15 protein-coding genes and 4 tRNA genes are annotated in these 16678 nt (G+C 57.6%); 7 read left to right on the top strand and 12 right to left on the bottom strand.

Annotated elements, in window-relative coordinates; genetic code table 11:
• The first annotated feature begins 35 nt into the window (after positions 1-35).
• Positions 36-2102 carry an ATP-dependent DNA helicase RecG gene (recG, locus tag NVV72_17655; GenBank protein MCR6661058.1) on the top strand — a complete coding sequence of 689 codons (2067 nt, stop codon included), beginning with the start codon at positions 36-38 and terminating at the stop codon, positions 2100-2102.
• Here the strand turns inward: recG and NVV72_17660 are convergent.
• The 3 genes from NVV72_17660 to NVV72_17670 form a co-directional block, all read right to left on the bottom strand.
• Positions 2053-3177, bottom strand: a complete 1125-nt coding sequence (locus NVV72_17660; protein ID MCR6661059.1) for a DUF3089 domain-containing protein — start codon at positions 3175-3177, stop codon at positions 2053-2055. The two genes, recG and NVV72_17660, sit on opposite strands and share 50 nt — an antisense overlap.
• 98 nt (positions 3178-3275) lie before the next feature.
• Positions 3276-4220: a lysophospholipid acyltransferase family protein gene (locus NVV72_17665; protein MCR6661060.1), complete on the bottom strand. Its 945-nt coding sequence runs from the start codon at positions 4218-4220 to the stop codon at positions 3276-3278.
• Positions 4220-4999 (bottom strand): glycosyltransferase family 2 protein, encoded by a 780-nt coding sequence (locus tag NVV72_17670; GenBank protein MCR6661061.1) that lies wholly within the window; start codon positions 4997-4999, stop codon positions 4220-4222. Before NVV72_17670 ends, NVV72_17665 begins: the two co-directional genes overlap by 1 nt.
• Before the next feature lie 115 nt (positions 5000-5114).
• Here NVV72_17670 and NVV72_17675 point away from each other — a divergent pair, with 115 nt between their 5' ends.
• Both NVV72_17675 and sseA read left to right on the top strand, forming a co-directional pair.
• The gene (locus tag NVV72_17675) at positions 5115-6530 is read left to right on the top strand and encodes a DNA photolyase family protein (protein ID MCR6661062.1); all 1416 of its coding nucleotides are present in this window, start codon (positions 5115-5117) and stop codon (positions 6528-6530) included.
• The gene (gene sseA, locus NVV72_17680) at positions 6527-7360 is read left to right on the top strand and encodes a 3-mercaptopyruvate sulfurtransferase (protein MCR6661063.1); all 834 of its coding nucleotides are present in this window, start codon (positions 6527-6529) and stop codon (positions 7358-7360) included. Before NVV72_17675 ends, sseA begins: the two co-directional genes overlap by 4 nt.
• A 13-nt stretch (positions 7361-7373) precedes the next feature.
• Here the strand turns inward: sseA and NVV72_17685 are convergent.
• The 7 genes from NVV72_17685 to recJ form a co-directional block, all read right to left on the bottom strand.
• A tRNA-Arg gene (locus tag NVV72_17685) sits at positions 7374-7450 on the bottom strand.
• 17 nt (positions 7451-7467) lie between these two features.
• Entirely contained in the window at positions 7468-7773 is a 306-nt protein-coding gene (locus NVV72_17690) for an ETC complex I subunit (GenBank protein MCR6661064.1), read from the bottom strand.
• 132 nt (positions 7774-7905) lie between these two features.
• A tRNA-Pro gene (locus NVV72_17695) sits at positions 7906-7982 on the bottom strand.
• A gap of 49 nt (positions 7983-8031) precedes the next feature.
• Positions 8032-8108 (bottom strand) — tRNA-Pro (locus NVV72_17700).
• Positions 8109-8343: 235 nt separating this feature from the next.
• Complete coding sequence (locus tag NVV72_17705; GenBank protein ID MCR6661065.1) at positions 8344-8913, bottom strand: cold shock domain-containing protein; 570 nt, start codon at positions 8911-8913, stop codon at positions 8344-8346.
• 261 nt (positions 8914-9174) lie between these two features.
• Positions 9175-9249: transfer RNA gene (locus NVV72_17710), tRNA-Glu, on the bottom strand.
• A gap of 90 nt (positions 9250-9339) precedes the next feature.
• Positions 9340-11196: a single-stranded-DNA-specific exonuclease RecJ gene (recJ, locus tag NVV72_17715; protein MCR6661066.1), complete on the bottom strand. Its 1857-nt coding sequence runs from the start codon at positions 11194-11196 to the stop codon at positions 9340-9342.
• Positions 11197-11415: 219 nt separating this feature from the next.
• Here recJ and NVV72_17720 point away from each other — a divergent pair, with 219 nt between their 5' ends.
• The 4 genes from NVV72_17720 (at position 11416) to NVV72_17735 (ending at position 14694) form a co-directional block, all read left to right on the top strand.
• Entirely contained in the window at positions 11416-12714 is a 1299-nt protein-coding gene (locus tag NVV72_17720) for an MFS transporter (GenBank protein MCR6661067.1), read from the top strand.
• Positions 12715-12722: 8 nt separating this feature from the next.
• Complete coding sequence (gene mazG / locus NVV72_17725; GenBank protein ID MCR6661068.1) at positions 12723-13502, top strand: nucleoside triphosphate pyrophosphohydrolase; 780 nt, start codon at positions 12723-12725, stop codon at positions 13500-13502.
• Positions 13489-14013 carry a hypothetical protein gene (locus NVV72_17730; protein MCR6661069.1) on the top strand — a complete coding sequence of 175 codons (525 nt, stop codon included), beginning with the start codon at positions 13489-13491 and terminating at the stop codon, positions 14011-14013. Before mazG ends, NVV72_17730 begins: the two co-directional genes overlap by 14 nt.
• A gap of 141 nt (positions 14014-14154) precedes the next feature.
• Positions 14155-14694 carry a helix-turn-helix transcriptional regulator gene (locus NVV72_17735; protein ID MCR6661070.1) on the top strand — a complete coding sequence of 180 codons (540 nt, stop codon included), beginning with the start codon at positions 14155-14157 and terminating at the stop codon, positions 14692-14694.
• A gap of 4 nt (positions 14695-14698) precedes the next feature.
• Here the strand turns inward: NVV72_17735 and NVV72_17740 are convergent, their stop codons facing one another.
• The gene (locus NVV72_17740) at positions 14699-16246 is read right to left on the bottom strand and encodes a DHA2 family efflux MFS transporter permease subunit (GenBank protein MCR6661071.1); all 1548 of its coding nucleotides are present in this window, start codon (positions 16244-16246) and stop codon (positions 14699-14701) included.
• On the bottom strand, positions 16246-16674 hold the full coding sequence (locus tag NVV72_17745; protein MCR6661072.1) for a MarR family transcriptional regulator: 429 nt from the start codon (positions 16672-16674) through the stop codon (positions 16246-16248). The genes NVV72_17740 and NVV72_17745 overlap by 1 nt, the downstream gene beginning before the upstream one ends.
• Between the last annotated feature and the right edge of the window lie 4 nt (positions 16675-16678).

Below are 16678 nucleotides of genomic sequence, written 5' to 3' on the forward strand. Positions count from 1 at the left end.
CTTCTCATAAAGCATTTTTGGTGCTTGATAAGCCCATGCGACCAGAAATTTTGTTTCCCTACTATGCGCCGGTGACCAGTCTGAAAGGTGTCGGCCCCAAGCTGGCGCCTGCCTTGAGCGCTCATGTCGGTGAGCATGTTCGTGACCTGGCCTTCTTTCTGCCATCCAGCCTTATAAAGAGGCCATTGGTAAGGCTAGGCGAAGCCAGAATTGGCGAAATCCAGACCGTGCGGGTCAGAATCGGCGCCTATCTTCCATCCCCTGGCAAGGCGCCGCAGCGCATTGATGTGTTTGATGAGACCGGCCGCCTGCAACTGATCTACTTTCACCGCATACGCGGCTTCGAGGCTCAGAATCCGGTCGGTGCCGAACGCCTGATCAGTGGACGGATCGAAAAATTTGGCCAGCATCTCCAGATGTCGCATCCGGATTACATCGTCGATGAAGCGCGCGCGGACGATATTCCCGCTTGCGAACCGGTCTATCCGGCCACGCTCGATCTGTCGTCACGCATGATCCGAAAGTTCATCCAGACGGCGCTTACTACCCTGCCCGACCTGCCGGAGTGGCAGGATAAGGCTATATTAGACAAAAATATATGGCCGGCATTTAATCAGGCCCTCAAAGCGGCGCACACACCTCAAAGCGAGCTGGATTTTTCTCCAGAGTCCAAAACCCGGCAGCGCTTGGCCTATGATGAAGCCCTGGCGCATCAACTGGCGCTCAAGAGCCGGAAACTGCATCGCCAGAATACACCGGCGCGCGTGGTTGATTTCCACCGCCTCTCGGATCAGGCACTTGCCGCCCTGCCTTTCGCCCTGACCGGCGCACAGATGCGCGCGCTTCAGGATATCCGTGCGGATCTGCGCTCCGGCCACCGCATGAACCGGCTGGTCCAGGGCGATGTGGGTGCCGGCAAGACGCTGGTTGCGCTCCTGGCCATGATCGATCTGGCGGAAGGCGGCTTCCAGAGCGTACTAATGGCCCCTACCGAAATCCTCGCTCGCCAACATTATGAAAAAAGTCTGCCAATCCTGAATGATATCGGCATTACCTCAATCATCATGACAGGCCGCGACAAGGGGCGACTGCGCGAGGAAAAGCGGACTGTTGTCGCCAGCGGCGAAGCCATGACCGTCTTCGGCACTCACGCGGTTTTCCAGGAAGGGGTAGATTTCCAGTCCCTGCAACTGGCGGTCATAGACGAGCAGCACCGCTTCGGCGTTGGCCAGCGGCAGAAATTGTTCTCCAAAGGCGATTCCGTCCATTACCTGTCAATGTCGGCCACCCCCATCCCGCGCACCCTGGCCCTGACGCAGTATGGCGAGGCCGATCTTAGCATTCTCGATGAAAAGCCGGCCGGCCGCCAGCCGATCCATACGGCAGTCCTGCCGCGGCAGCGTCTGCCCGATGTCATTGGCCGCCTGCGCAGCGCCATCGATTCCGGTTCGCAAGCCTACTGGATTTGCCCCCTGGTTGAGGATACCGCCGAATCGGACCTGATCGCGGTCGAACTCCGCCATCGGGAACTGGCCGAAGACCTTGGCCTGGAAATCGGCCTGGTTCACGGCCGAATGCCCTCTGAAGAGAAGGATGCCGTCATCAGCCGCTTTGCCGCCGGCGATATCCGCATTCTGTGTGCCACCACTGTAGTTGAAGTCGGCATCGATGTCCCTACGGCCTCTATCATCATTATCGAACAGGCCGAGCGCTTTGGACTGGCGCAACTCCACCAGTTACGCGGGCGAGTTGGGCGGGGACGCGACAAGAGCGCCTGCATCCTGCTCTACGATACGCCCCTATCCAAAAACGCCCAGGCCCGGCTGGAATTGCTGCGTGACACCGAGGATGGCTTCAAAATTGCGGAAATGGATTGGAAGCTGCGCGGCGAAGGTGACATTCTGGGGGCCAAACAATCCGGCTTTCCCGATTACCGCTTCGTCGATCCGGTGGCCCATACCGGCCTGATCGCCATGGCGGCGCGCGATGCGGCCTATATTCTGCAACATATGGAGTCCTTGCCAGCGCCTCGTCGCAGAGCGATAGAGGTTCTCAGGCAGTTGTTCGACTGGCGCGCAGACAGCCCCGACAAGCAGGATTAGGCTGGCGGCGACATGGCCTCGAATAATTGCCAGCGGGCCTGAATATCTGCCTGAAGATCGCCGTAGAAAAGATTGTAAGAATTAACCTTTCTTTGATCCTCCCACGTCCCGTCATCCTTGAAGGAGGGCGATTTGGGCTTGTCGACAAACAACAGCCCCCCAGGCAGTGCGCCGACACCTTGCGGACGCTCAGCGCCGGTTCCGTGCCCCATTCCAGCCCCGTCGCATTTGTGGCGCCCTGAGAATGCCGCGCATCCACCTCATCGTCGGAGGCGATACCATTCAGGGGATTGACACAGACCCCTTTGCGCGATCCCATAGGCTGCAGGGTTTCCCCCTGCCAATAGACGGCCTTTTGCAATACCTGCAAGGCGACATCCGGCCGGCCCGAATTGATACTGACATAGCTGACAACGCAGCCGACTTGACGGCGCGACAAACAGGCCGGCGTCTGGGCGGTCACGCCAAACTGGCTTTCCGGCACGAGAGCTTCCAGGAAATAGGCGGCGACCAGTTGCGACTTCAATTCCGGATCATTCGCCACCACATCTCGGACCAGGCGGGACACCAGCACGCCGCCCTGTTCCAATCCGACAATGACAAAGCCGCGGCCGCCGCGGCGCACTTTGAGGAACTCGGCAAAGGCCGCGCTTACGTCACGATAGGCAAACTGACGTGCCTCACGCAGATCTTCCTTCAGGTTCAATTGGGTAAACAGGCTGCCCTGCCGGTATTTCGGCGCATAGACATTGCCCATGATGGCGAAAGGTGCGGCATAGTTCGGCAATTGCACGCGCTGCACCTCGGCCTTGATGGCATTGCTCGTGGTCGAGCCCAGCCACTGATCGCCGCCATTATAGCTGGTGCCGTGAACGAAAAAGACATCCACCTTGCGAGGATCGGCATAATAATGGGCCGGATTGAGATACCAGCCATCCGCCCTGGCATAGTCGGGCGCGGACGGCGGATGATATATCTGGAAGGGGATCTTGGGGTCGAGATAGTTGCGGTGAATGTCGTTCTGCAAATACAGGAAGGCCAGCGCCAGAAAGCCGCCGATAACAAGGCCGATCAACAGGCTGAGCCTGCGTTTCTGTAAAATCTGTTTCCACATTCCCTAATGAACTTAAGGGGAGAAGCCCCCAAAACAAAGGCCGCATCCGCCCGGTCAGTTCACTTTTTGTGACCCTGGATAACAGATCCATCCCTGGCGATTTTGTACAACGCATTCGGCCAGCGCTTATGCACCCAGAACCATTCCTCCGGGTTATTGCGTACGGCCTGCTCTATAAAAGCGCTTATCTTGCAGACGGTTGTTTCAATATCCTGAGCCTTGTGCCCGGTGTCATCCACCTCAATCGGATCATGCACCGTGACATGAAAACGCGCCTTGTGCAGCCGGCGGATCGTCAGGGGCTGCAAAACCGTGCCGAAACGCTGGGCCAGGCGCGTCGGACCGGGCGCCGTTTCAGCGATTTGCCCGAAGAAGGGCGTCGGCACGCCGCGATTGAACTTCTGGTCGTTCATCAGCCCGACCGACTCGCCGTTTTGCAGGGCGATGAGCAGTTCCTTGGCGCCATCCCCGCCCTTGGGCGCGAACATGGTCACGCCATAGGCCGCGCGCCCGGCCCGAATACGGGCATCGACATAAGGGTTATTAGCGGCGCGGTAGGTGATCATGTAGGGCACTTTCGCTGCCAGGATCGCCGCGTTCATGACCTCCCAGTTCGACAGGTGGCCGGAAATGAAGATCACTGGCTTGCCGCTGGCGGCGATGGCTTCCAGCCTCTCGAAGCCTTCAATTTCTATACGCGACGGATCACGGACAATCCGGTCCATGATGGCAAATTCGCCGGCCATGGTGCGGCCGGTGTTTTCCCACTGCCGGGTGATGAGGCGTTTGCGCGCCGCGTCCTCCATCTCCGGAAAGGCCAGTTCCAGATTACGCTTCACCGTTTTCTGCACCGGCGTCAGCGGGCCCAGGGTCTTGAACAGCCAGCCACCAAAATCCGAAGCCGAATCCACCGGCAGGGCACGGGTAAAGGCCGCAAAGGCATCGTAAAGCAGGGCCTCCAGACGCCAGGCCAGGTCTTGTATGAAGGCGGGCTTGTCCGCCATCAGGCCGCATCCTTCGCAGCTTTTTGTGCGGAAAGAATCTTGCGCAGGCGGTTCAGCCGCGCTTCAGCCGCCAGGTGGCTGCTGTAAAGGCCGTCCCAGCCACCAGTGAAATGCGCGCGAAAGATGAAATAGCGAATGAAAACGAACGGATATTCAAAGGGCAGACGCAACCAAATGGCCCAGGCCGGCTTTTTCAGCACCTTGGCCTGAAGATTGGTATAGGAATCGAGCTTGGCGCGAATATGTTCATAAGATCGCGCCGAAAAATGCATGACCGCGCCATGCAACTGCCCCACCGGCTCCGCCTTTGTATCGACCGTATCGTGAACGAGGCTCTCACGGAACCGGACGACCCGCCGATCATATAACCGGACATAGTTATGGTAATCCGCCCAAAGACGCGGCTTTGTCTTGCCGGGATACACATTCCGGATCCTGAAGCGGTAGGCATTCAGCTTTGGCCCCAAAGTCATCAGCGCCTTGATTTCACTGAAAAGCGCCGGCGTGACCACCTCATCGGCATCCAGATTGAGAATCCAGTCGTATGACGCACAGTCTTCACTGTATCGCTTTTGCGGTCCGTAACCTGGCCAGTCGTGATGGATGACGCGGGCGCCGAGCTTTTCGGCCACCGCCACCGTATCGTCGGTCGAACCACTGTCAATGACCACAACCTCGCTTACCAGCCCCTGAACCGCACGGATACAATCGCCAATGCGATCGCCTTCGTTTCGGGCGATAATACAGCAGCTTAAGGGTGTTGGTTCAGTTGCGTCCATGTTACCTCTTGTGCCCAAGACCTCCAGAACAGGCAAGCCTTCCTTTTCGCCATGACAGAAAAACACGCCCCGTCCGCACCGGTTATCCTCTGGTTTCGCTTCGATCTCCGGCTGCATGACCATGCCGGTGTCCGCGCGGCCCTCGAAAGCGGTCGCCCTGTCCTGCCTCTTTATATATGGGATGAAGATGCGGGGACACGGCCCTTGGGTGCGGCCTCGAAATGGTGGCTGCACCGGTCGCTTGAATCCCCTGGATACGGACCTTCAGACATATGGCTCGCGGCTGATTATCGAGCGCGGCAACTGTCAGATTGTTCTGGCATCTCTTTCCAGAGAATACAGCGTAAAAACAATATACTGTTCGAAGACTTTTGATCCGAAAAATGAACAATATGATGAGGAACTGGCGGACGAACTGGCGGCGGCGGGAATCGAGCTGAAACGCCTGAATACCGCCCTTTTGTCCTCTCCAAATGCGCTCAGCACACAGGGCGGTACGCCTTTCCGTGTTTTTACCCACTTCTACAAAGCCCTGCTGGCATCCGGCGCCTGCGATATCGCCGCCATGCCCAGCCTGCCGGATGCCCCCTGGCCGCAACCGACGACATGGCCAGGCTCACTCTCCATTGCCGAACTGGAGCTGCAACCGAAGCTAACCCCATCCGGCCAGGACTGGTCAGAGGGCTTCAGCCGCTTCAAGCCCGGAGAGGCCGGCGCGCGTGGCACGCTAAGGCATTTTCTTAAGAACCATCTGCAATCCTATGACATAAATCGGGATCGTCCAGACCTGGATGTAACGTCCCACCTGTCTCCCCATTTGCGATTCGGCGAAATCAGCCCACACCGGATACTGTTTGAAACTGAAAAAGTCGCCGATTCGGATCATCGTTTGCAGGGCGGCGCGGCCAAGTTTCGCGCCGAACTCGCCTGGCGGGAGTTCTCCTATGGCTTGCTCGCCCAGCAACCACGGCTGCATGAAATCAATTTCCGCCGCGACTTTGACCAGTTCGACTGGCGGCATGACGACAAACAATTTCGTGCCTGGTGCCGGGGCGAAACCGGCTACGAACTCGTCGATGCCGGCATGAGAGAACTCTGGCAGACCGGTTATATGCATAATCGCGTGCGAATGGTAGCGGCCTCCTTTCTCGTCAAACACCTGCTGATCGACTGGCGCCGAGGCGAGCAATGGTTTTGGGACTGCCTCCTTGACGGGGATCCGGCCAATAATCCGGCAAGCTGGCAATGGGTCGCCGGTTCCGGCGCCGACGCCGCCCCCTATTTCCGCATTTTCAATCCGATTACCCAGGCCGAAAAATTCGATCCCAAAGGGGACTATCGCGGCCGCTACATACAGGGTTATACACACCTTTCCACAGGCCCAAATAACAGCAGAAAACAGGCAGAACTGTTTGATAAACCGGATAAGGTTTCAAATTACCCACAGCCTATCGTCGATCATGCGCATGCCCGCGACCGTGCTCTGGAGGCTTACAAAAATCGTGCGGTTTATGAGGAGCAAGAGTCGTGACAACACAGATTGAAACCCAGGATTTGGCCAAACTGATGGAAGACGGTGCTGTCAAAATTCTGGATGGTAGCTGGGCTCTGGATGGCACCGACATGCGGGCGCTTTATAAGGCTGATCATATTCACGGTGCGCAATTCTTTGATCTGGATGCCATCAGCGATCACAGCACTCCCTTGCCACACATGGCGCCCTCGCCCGACCGATTTGCTGCGGCTGTCGGACAGATGGGCATTTCGGAAACCGACCACGTTGTCATCTATGACCGGCAGGGCCTGTTTTCAGCCGCGCGCGTATGGTGGACATTCCGGCTGATGGGACACGAAAAAGTGCAGGTTCTGCGTGGCGGACTGCCGGCCTGGAAGGCAGCCGGTTTCCCTGTCACAGATCAGACTTCCATTCCCTACCCGACCACTTACGCAGCAAACCACACGCCGGAAAACATCATAAATATAAATGACCTACAGAATATACTTAAGGTTGAAGACAGCCTGATCCTCGATGCGCGGCCAAGCACGCGCTTTGAGGGCACAGCCCCAGAACCGCGCGCCGGGCTACGGTCAGGGCATATGCCTGGCAGCCGCAGCCTGCCGTTTGGCGAACTGGTACGCGACGGCGCCCTGAAACCGAAAGAGGAACTGGATGCGATTTTCCAGTCCTGTGGTGTCAGCGATACCGGGCCGATTGTGACGACGTGCGGCTCTGGCGTAACCGCGGCCATCATAAGTATGGCCCTGTTTGAGGTGGGCCATACCTGTGCGCGACTCTATGACGGTTCATGGGCAGAATGGGGCCAGGAAAGCCTGGACACTCCCGTCATCACAGGTTCCTGATATGAGAAAGTCATGGCGACTCCGACAGGGCTCGAACCTGTAACCGTCCGCTTAGAAGGCGGATGCTCTATCCAGTTGAGCTACGGAGCCTCAAACGCAAGAATGCGCTAGTGCGTCCAGCTTTGTCTGCGGCCGAAGGCAAAATTGTCGGCATAGGCCTTGATGATCTTCGGCGGCGCTTCCGGCTCGATGAGACGGAACGGAATGCCGTGATGTTCGGCAAAGGCCATGGCCTGGTCCTTGGTCTCGAAGGTCAGACGCACCTGAGCATCGGTATCTGCAGATGACGACCAGCCCATCAGCGGATCAGGCGTACGCGCGGATTTCGGTTCAAACTCCAGTATCCAGTCATGGGTCTTGCCACGGCCGGATTGCATAGCTGTCTTGGCAGGTTTGAAAATACGCGCGAACATCGTTGTCTCCTGGATACGCTGGGATCTGCTCATCCTTACGTATGTGTCTGTTACTACCAAACGCAGCCAGCGGTAAAGAGGAAAGGCAAGACATTTAAAAAGCCGGCCCCAGAGGGAGCCGGCTTTTTTAAATGGTCGGGGCGAGAGGATTCGAACCTCCGGCCTCCTGCTCCCGAAGCAGGCGCGCTACCAGGCTGCGCTACGCCCCGACTAAATTTAACTCACCAACACAGGGCCCATTGCATGGTGCCAATGTGCTGGTCGGGGCGAGAGGATTCGAACCTCCGACCTGCTGCACCCAAAACAGCTGCGCTACCAGGCTGCGCTACACCCCGTTGCCCGGCCAGTAACCAAGGTCACCGGCTGAGAGGCGCGCTTCATGCCATTTTCACCAGACCTCCGCAAGCCCTCCTGACATGAAAAATCGCCAAGTTGCTGACTTTTATTGATTTCACCTTGTAGCCCAGGGAAAAAGGCGTGGATAACCGAGACCTCACGCTCTTACAGACATAAAAAACGCGAACAGCATGACCTGTTCGCGCTTTTTTGAATACGACTTATGACAACTGATTATACAAATGCCCTGGGCTGAACCTCGGTAACCACAAGCCCTTTTGGGCCTTCGCCGAAGCGCACCATGATGGTATCGCCCTGCTGGACATCTTCCAGGCCATAGCGGCGCAAGGTCTCGATATGGATGAAGATATCGGTCGGGTCATCGCCGCGCACCACAAAGCCATAACCCTTTGTGCGGTTGAACCACTTGATAGTTGCGGCCTCAAGATCACCAACGCGCACACTGTCATTGACAGCGCGCGAAACCCGTGGCGCCTGAATATCCGAACGGATCGGCGAAGAGACACCTTCAGCGACGGCATCCAGTTCATCAATCTCGATGACCTGCCAGCCCTTGGCCCGCTTGGCGATCTTGCAGGTAATCCGCGCGCCCTCATGCGCGCTGTCACGACCCATATCGCGCAGGCTTGAAATGTGAAGCAGAACATCACGCATACTTGTCAGCGTCGAATCCTGCGGGACGATGAAGCCATATCCCTTCGCGGCGTCAAACCATTTCACATGACCTGAAATCGTTACTAATTCGTCGGCTTCGGTTTTGCTATTGTAATCAAACAAACTCATCTATCCTCACCCATGTCGCCATGAACTTTCAAGTGACACTCATTATAATAACACGGATATCTCAATTTGGGAGGCAAAAAAGAGAATATATTCGCATGGATTGAGAAAATACGCCAAAAAATCGCTTTAGGCGAGTGTAATTGTGATCACGCGAGCGCCTGAGACCGTTACCAATTGGTAATTATCTGTGGATAACTCAACAAGCGGCTATCAACCCTTGGCAAAAAGATACCGATGAAGGGGAATACTCAGCCGCTTGAATGGCAGTCCCTAGGGGAGTCGAACCCCTCTTTTCAGGTTGAAAACCTGACGTCCTAACCGATAGACGAAGGGACCGCGTTCAAGAGGTGCGCTAGGTAACCGTTCTTATTTCGGGATGCAAGCGCTATTTTCATTTTTTTCCTGTGCAGACATTCAGTCCGGCTATCAGGCCAGGGCAATGTCCTCGATTTCAAGCTGAACCCCTCGCCGCCCCATATAGTCATCGGCCTTCAGCCGCCCCACCACATGGATCAGTCCGACCGGGCGCAAAAGCGCGTCACCGATCGCCGTGCCCTCGGCGCGCCACATGATGCCTTTCAGCTTCGCCCCGCTGTCATCACTCAACTCAAAGCGGATGTGGCCGCCCTTCATGGCCTGGGCGAAACCGACACGGACGCCGGCGAAAGCCAGCATCGGCTCCGGATTGCCCTGGCCAAAGGGCGCCAATAAATCAAAGCGGTCATAGAGCGCGCGCGATGCCGCCTTCACACTCAAAATGGCATCGATCTCCACCGCCTCGATCTGGTCGACCTCTGACACATGGGTCGTCACATAGTCATTGATGAAACGACGGAGCTCGCCGATCCGCTCGCGCTCCACGCTCAGGCCCGCCGCCATGGCGTGCCCCCCGCCGGAAAGCAGAATACCGGCCTCGAAGGCCGCACCAACCGCCTCGCCGAGATTGACGCCGGCCTGCGACCGGCCCGACCCCTTGCCCATGCCGCTGACCGGATCAATGCCAATAATAATGACCGGCTTATGCCAGCGCTCGCGCAACCGGCCGGCCACGATGCCGATAACGCCGGGATGCCAGTCTTCGCGCGCCACAATAATGACCGGATCATCACTTGGCCACAGCCCCTGCGTTTCCGCGGTCTGCATGGCCTGGTCGAGCACTTCGGCCTCGATGTCGCGGCGGGTGCGGTTCAGTTCATCCAGTTCATGCGCCAGCGCGGCCGCTTCTTCGGCATCGTCGGTCGATAACAACCGGACGCCGAGGTCCGAGCGCCCTACCCGGCCGCCGGCATTGATCCGCGGCCCGATGACAAAACCGGAATGGAAGGTGCTCATCAGATTGACCGCCGCGCTCTTGTCGCCGGCCACTTCCATCAGCGCCTTTATGCCGGCATTCTTAAGCTGCGACATGACCTTGAGCCCCTGCGCCGCCAGGGCGCGATTGAAACCAGTCAGGGCCGTAACGTCGCAAATGGCGCCCAGTGCCGACAGATCAAGCCACTGGCGCAGATCGGGCTTCGGACGATCGCTGAACAGGCCGCGCTTTTCGGCCTCGCGGTTCAGGCCGGCCAGAACCACGAAAACCACGCCCGCCGCCGCCAGATTTCCCTGCGCCGAGGTGCAGCCAGGCCGGTTTGGATTAACGACAGCCAGGGCGTGCGGCGGCTCCTCGCGCATAAGGTGGTGATCGATAACAACGACATCGAGGCCAATACTGGCTGCATAATCCAGCGCCCTGTGGGCCATGGCGCCGCAATCGACCGTCACCACCAGGTCCGTGCCCTGACGCTTGAGCGTATCGAAGGCGGCATTGGAGGGGCCGTATCCCTCTGTCACGCGGTCGGGCACATAGACCTCAAGCTCATGCCCCATATGTCGGAACCAGCGCACCAATTGCGCTGCGCTGGTGGCGCCATCGACATCATAATCGGCGAAGATACTGATTTTTGCCTTGCGTTCCAACGCGTCCAGTATGGCGCCGACGGCTTTGTCCATGTCCATAAAGCACGAGGGTTCCGGAAACAGAGCTTTGAGCGTCGGGAAGATGAAGTCCTGCAAGCCTTCTGGCGTCACACCACGCCCGGCGGTGAAACGCGCCAAAGGTTCGATGAAATCGGCTTCGGCCACATTCATCAGCCCCAGACGATGGGTAAGCTCGCGCAGGGTTTCCGATGCAACCCCTTTGGCCGCAATACGTTCCCGCCACCCACGGCCGCTCAGCGACGTCGTAACACCGAGATAGGGCGGGACATTTTGAGCGGGCTTAAGCGGGGAATGGGCATCCATATCGAGTCATCTCTTTTGCAGGACAAGCAGACTAACAGACAAGCCCACGGGAGCAATGGCGCAATCACCCGCGCGGTCACGAAAGCGAGAACACGCGGGGATAAGTCAGGCGCCGGTTGGCAAATCCCGCAGCCTGCCATAGGCTAACGTCAGAATCGCATAATTGGGGGTAATAGGGTGGCGTCAGATACACAAACCGATCGGGTCGGATTTGGCCGAATGCTGGCCTTTATCGGCCCCTGCGTGCCCTTTGCCGCCCTGGGTTTGCCGCTCGTCGCCACCCTGCCGGAATATTACGGCACGCAGCTACAGCTTGGCGCCATGGTCGGCACCGTCTTCTTCATTGTGCGTTGCTTCGATATTCTGGTTGATCCGGTCCTCGGTCACTGGATGGACCGCACTCGCACTAAACTGGGCCGTTTCAAGCTGTGGATGCTGATCTGCCTGCCGATCCTGTTCGTCAGCACCGGTTTTATATTCCTGGCGCAAAGAGGTGTCGGGCCTGTCTATCTCGGCCTGTGGCTCTTCGTTCTCTATGTCGGTTTTTCCATTGCGGCTTTGAGCCAGGCCAGTTGGGGCACGGTCCTTTCCACTGATTATAACGAACGCTCGCGCATCTTCGCCTGGTGGCAGGTCGGCAATATCATCGGCATCCTGGCGGCGGCGGTCATTCCGGTGATCGTTCAGAAACTCGGCTACAGCTATATTTTCGGCGTCCAGTTGATGGGCGGTTTCATCATGCTCACCCTGCCTGTCAGCATCGGCATTGCCCTGTGGCTGGTCCCGGAAAAAATCTCCAATACAAACACGCATGACCTGAAGCTCGGCCACTATTTCGACATGTGGAAACGCCCAAATGTGCGCAGCATTCTCTATGCTGACCTGTTCATGGGACTGGCGCCGGGCGTGATGGCCGCCCTCTTCTTCTACTTCTTTGAGGAGACCAAGGGCCTGACGCGCTTTGAGTGCAGCGTCGCCATGCTGCTTTACTTCGTGGCCGGCATCATAGGTGCGCCCATCTGGGTTATCGCGTCCAAGAAAATGAGCAAGCATAAGGCATTGATCCTGTCGTCCCAGATCTTCGCCGTGCTTTACGGCGCCATGTATTTCGCGCCCAAGGGCAATTTCATTATCTGCGCCGCCATGACCTTCGCCAACGGCATTCCCTATGCCGCTTCGCTGCTGCTGACCCGCGCCCTGATGGCCGATATAGGTGATGAGGTCATGCTGGAAACTGGCCATGACCATAAGGGCACCCTGATGGCGATCCTTTCGGCCACCACCAAGGTCGGTTACGCCATCTCGGCCCTGACCATCACCATATTAGGCGTGCTGCACTTCAATGTGAAATCCCCCAAGGACAGCCCGCCCGATGCCTTGATGTGGGTCGAAATCTTCTTTATCGGTCTGCCGGTCATCTTCCTGATCCTGGGCGCCGTCTCCATGCTGCGCTACAACCTGACGCCAGCACGCCATGCCGAAATCATGTCGCAACTGAAAGCAAAGGATATCCTGTGAGTGAAGGCATGGAAGGTTTGCTCGAAGTCATGCGCCGGCTGCGCGATCCGCAGACCGGCTGCCCGTGGGACAAGGAACAGACCTTCGCCACCATCGCGCCCTTTACCATCGAGGAATCCTACGAGGTGGCCGATGCCATCCAGCGCAATGACCTGCGCGACCTGAAGGAGGAACTGGGCGACCTGTTGTTCCAGGTGGTTTTCCATGCCCAAATCGCCGAGGAAATGGGCCTGTTCAATTTCGACGATGTGGCCGCCGGTATGAGTGAAAAGCTGATCCGTCGCCACCCGCACGTTTTCGGCGATGCCGGCGACCGCACCGCCGATGAGCAGAACGCCGCCTGGGAAGTCATCAAGGCCGAGGAACGTAAGGCCAAGGAAAAACACGGCCTGCTCGATGATGTGCCGGTAGGACTGCCCGCTCTCACCCGCGCCGCCAAGTTGACCAAACGCGCCGCCCGTGTCGGTTTCGACTGGCCAAGCGTCCATGAGGTGCTCGACAAGCTCGACGAAGAGACCGAGGAACTGAAGGCCGAGGTCGCCAAAGGCGATGTACAGAAATCACATGAGGAACTGGGGGACATCCTGTTCGTCCTGGCCAACTTGGCGCGCAAGCTCGATGTCGAGCCTGAAAACGCCCTGCGCATGACCAATGCCAAGTTCGTCCGCCGCTTTGAGATCATCGAGGCCGAACTGGCGAAGATCGGCAAGACGCCGGATCAGTCGGATCTCGCGGAAATGGATGCCCTGTGGAATGCCGCCAAGCTGGCCGAGCGTGAAAATTCCTGAGAACTTCGGCGGAAAGCCCATTCCCAAACGGCTGCGTAATACGCTGCTGAGCGTGCTGTTCTGCGGCGGGCTGTTTGTGGCCTATTACCAGTTGGCCGACCAGACGCCGATACCACCCGATACACACATTACCTACGAGCAACAGGACCGGTTTCGACTGGATATCGAGGCTGACGGTCACATCAGCCTTTCGGATAAAGCCGGCACCTACCATTATAAAATTTCGCAATTCGCGCTGCGTCGCATTTTGCGGGCCTTTCATCGCGTCGAATGGTTTGATCGCAACATCCTGACCTATGGCGATGCCCGCTCACAGTGTGTATTGAGCCTGACAGAAGGTTACCGGAAGGCCGCCATTAGGTACAATTGCGAAACGCAAGCATCTGAAATTCTCATGCCTGTTCAGTCACTTGAGCTAACGACACGCTTCCGGAAAGTATTGCAACGCGATGAACCGACATTGCGGGATTACAAGGTGACTCACAAGGCAACCCGGTTGCTTTCAAAATAAAACCAATGACTTGCCATTCGCACTTAACGCACATGCCTGCCGCCCTTCAGTTTCAATCCACAAGTCATTTTCACACTCTCTTGCGAATCAAAAGATTAACGCGCATCACTTGCGAATTGCCCGTGAACCATGGTGCCGCGTATGAAAAAGCCTGCCAAAGCGCCCCTCTCCAAAAGCGCCCGGAAACCCGCCAAACCCATCAGCAAGGCCGCTGTTCAAAAGGCACACCGCTCGCTGTGCCCTATCAACCTGACCCTGGAAGCGGTGGGCGATCGCTGGTCCATGTTGATCGTGCGTGACCTGATGTTGCGCGGGCACAGCAGCTATCAGGGATTCCTGCGCGCGGAAGAGAAGATCGCCACCAATATCCTGGCCGATCGCCTTTTAAAGTTGGAGCAACATGGCCTGATCAGCAAATCGGCCGACCCGGCCGACAAGCGCCGGTTTATCTATGCCCTGACCGAGCGCGGCGCCGACCTGGCGCCTATCCTTGTCGAACTGGCGCTGTATGGCCTTAAATACGAGCCGATGGCCAATATGGCCAAGGAAGTCATTCTGGATATGCAGAAAAACAAACAGATCTTTGCCCAGCGCCTGACGCGCAACTTCACGCCGAGACCTGCTGAAAAGCCGGTCAAGAAAAAGGAAGAGCCGGTCGAGGAAACCCTCAGCCTGTTCTGACAGCCTACTCCATAGCTGCCAATTGGTCGTGCTCCATCTCTTCCTGCGACAGCTTCTTTTTCGGCGCGGCGATCAGCAGCAGAAGCGGCATGGATAGCAGGCACAGAATGAACATCAACCAGAAATTATCGACATAGGCGATCATGCTGGCCTGGCGATTGACCTCGGCATTAAGCGCCTCCAGTCCAAGCTGGCTCTGGCCATAACTGCTGCCCATCAGCGGCCCATTGCCGCCATTCAGACTGTCCACAATGCCGGCATGGGCCTTTTGCGTATTGGCGACCTGCAATGCCTGAACCATGGCGATACCGATACTGGATCCAATATTACGCACCAGGCTGTAGATGGCCGTGCCTTCCGGCCGCAGGTTTGGCGCAAGCGTTGCGAAGGTGGCGGCGGATAGCGGCACGAACACCAGCCCCATACCAATGCCCTGAATGATTCCCGGCCAGATGATATCATGCTGCGACAGCATGATCGTATAGGTACACATCCACGCCAGCGAAATCGCTGTCAGACCAAAACCGGCCGCCAGGATCAGGCGCAGGTCGACCTTGCCGACCATTCGCCCGACCACCAGCATGGCCAGCATGGTGCCAAGACCGCTCGGCGCTGTGACGATACCGGCGGTCATGGCCGAATACTGCATCAGCCCCTGCAACATGGAGGGCATCAGCGCGCGCGTGGCGAAGAGCACCATGCCGACGATGAAGATGAACAACAGGCCGGTGACGAAATTGCGGTTATAGAGCAGCCTATAATCAAGGAATGTCTGTCCGGCCGGACGCGTCGCTGTGTGGATAATAAAGCAGCCCAGGCTGATAAAGACGATGATCGCCTCGATCCAGGTTTCCGATGAGGAGAACCAGTCATTCGACTGCCCGCGGTCGAGCAGCATTTGCAGGGCGCCGATGGCCAGGCTGAGCGCCGCAAAGCCGAAGACATCGAAACGAATGCTGCGTTTTGCGATGGTGTGCGGAATGTATTTCCAGATGCCGAAAAAGGCTGCCGCGCCGATCGGCACATTGATGAAGAAGCACCAGCGCCAGTCATAGGCGTCGGTCAGCCAGCCACCGAGCGTCGGTCCCAGGATCGGCCCAACCATCACGCCCATTCCCCAGACCGCCATGGCGGACCCATGCTTTTCGCGCGGGTTGATATCAAGCAGGGTCGATTGCGACAGCGGCACCAGAGCTGCGCCGAATATGCCTTGCAGCAAACGCGCCAGAACGATTTCCGACAAATTGCCGGCGATGCCGCACAGCATTGAAGCCACGGTAAAACCGGCAATCGAAACCAGAAAGACGTTCTTCAGCCCGAAACGATCGCTCAGCCAGCCGGTCAGCGGCGTAGCGATGGCGGCGGCCACGATGAATGAGGTCAGTACCCAGGTAATCTGGTCGGACGAGGCGTTGAGGCTGCCCTGCATGTGCGGCAAGGCCACATTGGCAATCGTTCCGTCGATCGCCTGGATGATCGTCGCCAGCATGATCGAAATGGTGATCATGGTGCGGTTGATCGGCGCACCAGAAGCCGGGGAAGCGGTACTCATCAGGAATTCTCTATAAGGTCTTGTAATTCTTCCAGAACAGACGTGGCAACGACGATTTTTTCGGGGTCGATCCTGCCGATCAGTTCGCGGCGCAAGTCATCGGCCCTGGCGCGCACCTGTTCGTAGATGGCCTGTCCTTCCGCCGTTACGACCAGCAATTTGACCCGCCGGTCGCTTTCAGACGGTAGCCTCTGCACCAAGCCGGCCTTTTCCAGGCGATCGATCGTCGAGACCATGGTGGCCGCCTCCACCTGAACCAGTGTGGCCAGTTCCACTTGCGACAGCGGCGCTTTCGCCTTGGCGATATAGGCAATGCTGAGCCAGCCGGCCTGGGACACGCCCAGATCCTTCAGGCGACGATCGAGCGCCAGCCGCCAGATGCGGGCGGTCGTATGCAGGGCATTGGAAAAGCGTTCTTCGGCAGACATGATG

Origin of the sequence: Asticcacaulis sp. (assembly GCA_024707255.1) — a bacterium.
Lineage (GTDB): Bacteria > Pseudomonadota > Alphaproteobacteria > Caulobacterales > Caulobacteraceae > Asticcacaulis.